Annotated in this window: 5 protein-coding genes; 1 reads left to right on the top strand and 4 read right to left on the bottom strand. The window is 71.4% G+C overall.

All coding sequences use genetic code 11. The annotated features are described in order from the left end of the window. Positions 1–492: 492 nt before the first annotated feature. The 4 genes from E1182_RS31400 to pdhA all read right to left on the bottom strand — a co-directional run bounded on the left by E1182_RS31400 (position 493) and on the right by pdhA (position 4,451). Positions 493–630 (bottom strand): hypothetical protein, encoded by a 138-nt coding sequence (locus E1182_RS31400; RefSeq protein WP_165942753.1) that lies wholly within the window; start codon positions 628–630, stop codon positions 493–495. Between the two features lie 220 nt (positions 631–850). Then, positions 851–2,278, bottom strand: a complete 1,428-nt coding sequence (locus E1182_RS28870) for a dihydrolipoamide acetyltransferase family protein (RefSeq protein WP_132270892.1) — start codon at positions 2,276–2,278, stop codon at positions 851–853. A 5-nt stretch (positions 2,279–2,283) separates the two neighbouring features. Beyond that, complete coding sequence (locus tag E1182_RS28875) at positions 2,284–3,273, bottom strand: alpha-ketoacid dehydrogenase subunit beta (protein WP_132270890.1); 990 nt, start codon at positions 3,271–3,273, stop codon at positions 2,284–2,286. Beyond that, positions 3,273–4,451: a pyruvate dehydrogenase (acetyl-transferring) E1 component subunit alpha gene (gene pdhA, locus E1182_RS28880; protein ID WP_132270891.1), complete on the bottom strand. Its 1,179-nt coding sequence runs from the start codon at positions 4,449–4,451 to the stop codon at positions 3,273–3,275. The genes E1182_RS28875 and pdhA overlap by 1 nt, the downstream gene beginning before the upstream one ends. Positions 4,452–4,947: 496 nt before the next feature. On the opposite strand from pdhA, the gene E1182_RS31405 reads away from it, so the two are divergent. Further along, on the top strand, positions 4,948–5,285 hold a 338-nt coding region (locus tag E1182_RS31405), incomplete at its 3' end, for a hypothetical protein (protein WP_371687619.1).

A 5,285-nucleotide genomic window follows, 5' to 3' on the forward strand; every position in this document is an offset into this window, starting at 1 on the left:
CGGCGGGGCCCAGCCCAGATCCGGGGCGGCGGGGTTGCCGGATCCCGGCTGCGTTTGTCGGTCGCCGTACGGCGCCGGTCCAGCGGCGCCCGGCGGCACCTCGTCCGGCTCCTGGCCGGGGCGGTGCTGGCCCTCGGACGTCATGGGTGCGCCTCCTCCATCACATGTCGGCCCGCCGATGCCGTCCGGGTCCGGACGGCTGACTCGCCGGTGTCGCCGGCGGATCGGCCGTGCGGGCTCCCCGCACCGTATCCGGTTGCCGCGCGGAGCGCCCAGGGAGCACCGGCCGTCACCCACCGTCGCCAGACGATGGCGATCGGCTGTCGTCCGGCTTCACCTCGTCACGGGCCGGCGGGCGGCGACCGTGCCCCACCGTACCGGTCGTCCGGTCGAGGTGGAATATCGGTCTCGGTGGCCCGGAAGGCCGACGACCCGCCCGGGGGCCGGGCGGGTCGTCGATCTGGAGGAGGGTGAGGAAAGTCGGTGCCGCCGTCAGCTCACGTGACGCTGGGCGATCGCGAGGATCTCCTCGCGCATCGTGGGCGAGTTGGCGGAACGAAGCGCGTGCTCGATGGCGCGGGCGCGGCGGTGGGCGTCGCGGCGGGTGCGGATGCGCTCGATCATGCTCATGGTGACTCTCTCCTCCGGCTATTCGGTTGTCGGCCCCTGGTGTCTCCATTCAACCGCAGATCGTCGCAGAGTTCCATCGATTATGAGGTGAGTTGAGCCACCTGCCTAAGGATCGTAGGTGAACGAGGGTTCACCCCGAGCTTCCCCTTGATCAAAAAGTCACGGCCGGTGTGCCGGGCGTTCACCCTGTGCACACCGGCCGTGGCCGTGTCGCAGATCGTCAGGTCCAGGCGAGCAGCGCCGCCTCCGGGTCGGCCAGGAAGTCCCCGATGTCGCGGAGGAACGTCGAACCCAACTCGCCGTCGATGATCCGGTGGTCGAAGGAGAGCCCCAGCGTGGTGACCTGGCGCGGCTTCACCTTGCCCTTGTGCACCCACGGCATCTCGCGTACCGCGCCGAAGGCGAGGATGGCCGACTCGCCCGGAGGCAGAATCGGCGTACCGGTGTCCACTCCGAACACACCGACGTTGGTGATGGTCAACGTGCCGGCCGACATGTCAGCCGGAGTGGTCTTCCCGGCCTTCGCCGTCTGCACCAGGTCGGTCAGCGCGTCCGCCAGCTCGCGCAGGGTGAGCCGACCGGCGTCCTTGATGTTCGGCACGATCAACCCCCGTTCGGTGGCCGCCGCGATGCCCAGGTTGACGTAGTCCTTGACCACGATCTCGTCGCCGGCCCAGGTCGAGTTGACCATCGGGTGCCGCTTGACCGCCAGCAGCACCGCCTTGGCGACCAGCAGCAGCGGTGAGACCCGGACGTCCCGCCACTCCCGCCGGCCGCGCAGCCGGTCCAGGGCCTTCATCGCCCGGGTCACGTCGACGGTCAGGAACTCCGTGACGTGCGGGGCGGTGAACGCCGACCGCGACATGTTCTCCGCGGTGAGCTTGCGCACCCCCTTGACCGGGATGCGCTGCTCGCGGTCCGCGCCGAAGCTCGCGCCGGCGGTGACCGGCGCGGTGACCGTCAGCGGCTCGGCCGCCGCCAGAGCCGCCGCCGCCCGCTGTACGTCCTCCCGGGTGATCGAGCCCAGCGGCCCCGACCCGGTCAGCCCGGCCAGATCGACGCCGAGGTCCTTGGCGAGCTTGCGGACCGGTGGCTTGGCCAGCACCAGCGCGCCGCCGCGACCGTTGGCAGCCGGAGCCACCGGAGCCACCGGAGCCACCGGAGCCGCGGTGACCGGTGCGGGGGCCGCGACCGGGGCCGACGCCTGGGCCGGGACAGCGCCCTTGCGCGGCCGCCGCTTGGCCGCCGTGGTTCGTGGGCCGTAACCCACCAGCACGGCGGTACGCCCACCCGGGGCGGGGCCACCGGTCAGCCCCGGCGCGATCGCAGCCTCCACCGGGGCCGCCTCGGCCGCTGCCGGGATGGCCGTCGCCGCGGCCGGCTCCTCGACCGGCCCGGCGCCCGGCTCGGTGTCGATCGCGATGATCGGCGTACCGACCTCGACCGTGGCACCCTCCGGGTGGAAGATCGACCGCACCTGCCCGGCCCATTTCGCCGGGATCTCGACGGCCGCCTTGGCCGTCTCCACCTCGACGATCGGCTGGTTGAGCTCGATTACGTCGCCAACCTTGACCAGCCAGGCCAGGATCTCGCCCTCGGTCAGGCCCTCGCCCAGGTCGGGGAGGTTGAACTCCTTGATCCGTGACATGCCGCTCACCAGCCGAAGGTGCGGTCGACGGCGTCGAGCACCCGGTCGAGGTCGGGCAGGTACTCCTCCTCCACCCGGGCGGCCGGGTAGGGAGTGTCGTAGCCGGTCACGCGCAATACCGGGGACTCCAGGGAGTAGAAGCACTCCTCGGTGATCCGGGCGGCGACCTCGGCCCCGAGACCCAGGTTGCCCGGAGCCTCGTGCACCACCACGCAGCGGCCGGTACGCCGTACCGACTCGTACGCCGAACCCAGGTCGAGCGGGGAGAGCGAGCGCAGGTCGATGACCTCCAACTCCCGGCCGTCCTCGGCGGCGGCGGCCGCCGCGTCCAGGCAGGTCCGCACCATCGGGCCGTACGCCAGCACGGTGGCGTCGGTGCCCGCCCGGACGACCCGGGAGGCGTGCAGCGGGTACGCCGCCGACAGCGGGGCGTCCAGGTCGACCTGCCCCTTCTCCCAGTAGCGTCGCTTCGGCTCCAGGAAGACCACCGGGTCGTCCGAGGCGATGGCCTGCTGGATCATCACGTACGCGTCCTGCGGGTTGGCGCAGGTCACCACCTTCAGACCGGCGGTGTGGGCGAAGTACGCCTCCGGCGACTCCGAGTGGTGCTCGACCGCGCCGATGCCGCCGCCGTACGGGATCCGGATGACCATCGGGATCCGGACCTTGCCCTGCGACCGGTAGTGCATCTTCGCCACCTGCGACACGATCTGGTCGTAGGCGGGGTAGACGAAACCGTCGAACTGGATCTCGCAGACCGGCCGGAAGCCCCGGATGGCCAGGCCGACCGCGGTGCCGATGATGCCGGACTCGGCCAGCGGGGTGTCGATCACCCGCTGGTCGCCGAAGTCCTTCTGGAGCCCGTCGGTGATCCGGAAGACGCCGCCGAGCTTGCCGACGTCCTCGCCCATGATGACGACCTTCGGGTCGTTCTCCAGAGCCTTGCGCAGACCGGTGTTCAGGGCCTTGCCGAGGGTGAGCGTCTCCGTGGCCATCAGTGCGCGCTCCCCTCGAACGACTCCAGGTACGCCGTGAACTGCGCCCGCTGGGCGTCGAGTTCCGGTGACCCGTGCGGGTAGACGTGGTCGAACAGGGTCACCGGTGCCGGGTCGGGCATGGCGAGCACCCGCTCGCGCAGGTGCACCGACTCGGCGCGGGCCTGCTCGTCGACCTCGGCGAAGAAGGACTCGTCGGCGATCTGCTGCCTGGTCAGGAACGCCTTCATCCGGGCGATCGGGTCCTTGGCCTGCCAGGCCTCGACCTCGCTGGCGATCCGGTAGCGGGTCGGGTCGTCGGAGGTGGTGTGCGCCCCCATCCGGTAGGTGTACGCCTCGATCAGGCTGGGGCCCTGGCCGAGCCGGGCGTTGTCCAGCGCGTGCCGGGTCACCGCGTACGACGCGAGCACGTCGTTGCCGTCCACCCGTACGCCGGGGAAGCCGAAGCCCCTGGCGCGCTGGTACAGCGGGACGCGGGTCTGCCGCTCCAGCGGCTCCGAGATGGCGTACTGGTTGTTCTGGCAGAAGAAGACCAGCGGGGCGTTGAAGACGCTGGCCCAGACGAACGCCTCGTTGACGTCACCCTGACTGGTCGCCCCGTCGCCGAAGTAGGCGATGACGGCCTCGCCGTCCTCGGTCCCGGTCTTGCCGTCCATGTGGACGCCCATGGCGTACCCGGTCGCGTGCAGGGTCTGCGCCCCGATCACGATCGTGTACATGTTGAACTTGAACTCGTTCGGGTCCCAGCCGCCCTGGTCGACGCCGCGGAACAGGCCGAGCGGCATGATCGGGTCGATGCCCCGGCAGTACAGCACGCCGTGCTCGCGATAGGTCGGGAAGGCCATGTCCTGAGTGCGCAGTGCACGGCCCGAGCCGACCTGGGCCGCCTCCTGGCCGAGCAGGCTGGCCCACAGGCCCAGCTCGCCCTGCCGCTGCAACGCGGTGGCCTCGGCGTCGAGCTTGCGGACCAGGACGAGGTCGCGGTAGAGCCCGCGGTACTCCTCGTCGGTGAAGTCGACGCGGTACTCGGTCCCGTCTGGGCCGGTCGCGCTCTCGATCCGCTCACCGGTCGGGGTGAGTAGCTGTACGAGTTCCGGCCCGTCGGCGCGGGTGGCCTGCTTGGAGCGGGGTGCGGCCCGCCGGCCGCGGGTAGTCACCCCGGGGTCGCCCTTTGCCATCCGTCTCTCCCTGTCGTGTCTGCGTCGGTGCCGGGGGTGACCCGTCCGCGCAAATCGTGCGCCGGCCCGGCCGGTGCCGGGCTGGCCCTGGCGGCCGCGCCTAGCCCCGGTGAGGGTTGCCGCGCGGCGGTGAGCCGGATTCGGGGAGGAACCCGGTTCGGGAGCGCCGGCACCGGGCCGCGCCTGCCGCGCGGTGCGCGCAGGTCGCGGCTGCGTCGCCGTCGTGCCTGAATGATGTCAGAGGAGGTGAGCGGGCCCACAGTACGGTCCTCCTGGCCGGTGTGGTTTCGACCGTTTGACGGCTAAGGTCCAATTCTCCCTGGATGGAAGATGCGCGCCGACGGACTACAGGTGTGTCGACACGCCGTGGCGGCTGGTGAACTGAGCGTGACTGGTCCATCCTGACCAGGTGCCGGGTGAGCTATTTGTGGCAATTTGTCCATTTAGCCGTCACCTGGCGCTCCCGCAGATCATGGTCGACGAAGGAGTGCGCGCCGTGTCCGAGCCAGGTGACGGTCCTCCCGCCCCGCACTTCGGTCGGCACCGCGCCGGCGGTGCTGGCTACCGGCGGATGGTCGGGGCGCACCGAGCCCCTGCCGTGGCCAAACCCGGCCGGGGCTACCTGTTCACCGTCGCCCTGCTCGCCGGCACCGCCTCGATGCCCATCCTGGCCGCGCTGAGCACCGGCTCGGCCACCGTCGGCAGCAGCGCCCTGCCGGACGGCAGCACGCCTTTTCTGCCCACCCCCTCCGACGGCCCGGTCCTGGTCCCGCGGCCCGCCACCGGTCAGCCGGCCCTGCCGCCCGGCCCGGACGTCGTCCCGGTCACCACGAC

This window comes from Micromonospora sp. KC721 (genome assembly GCF_004348355.1).
GTDB lineage: Bacteria > Actinomycetota > Actinomycetes > Mycobacteriales > Micromonosporaceae > Micromonospora.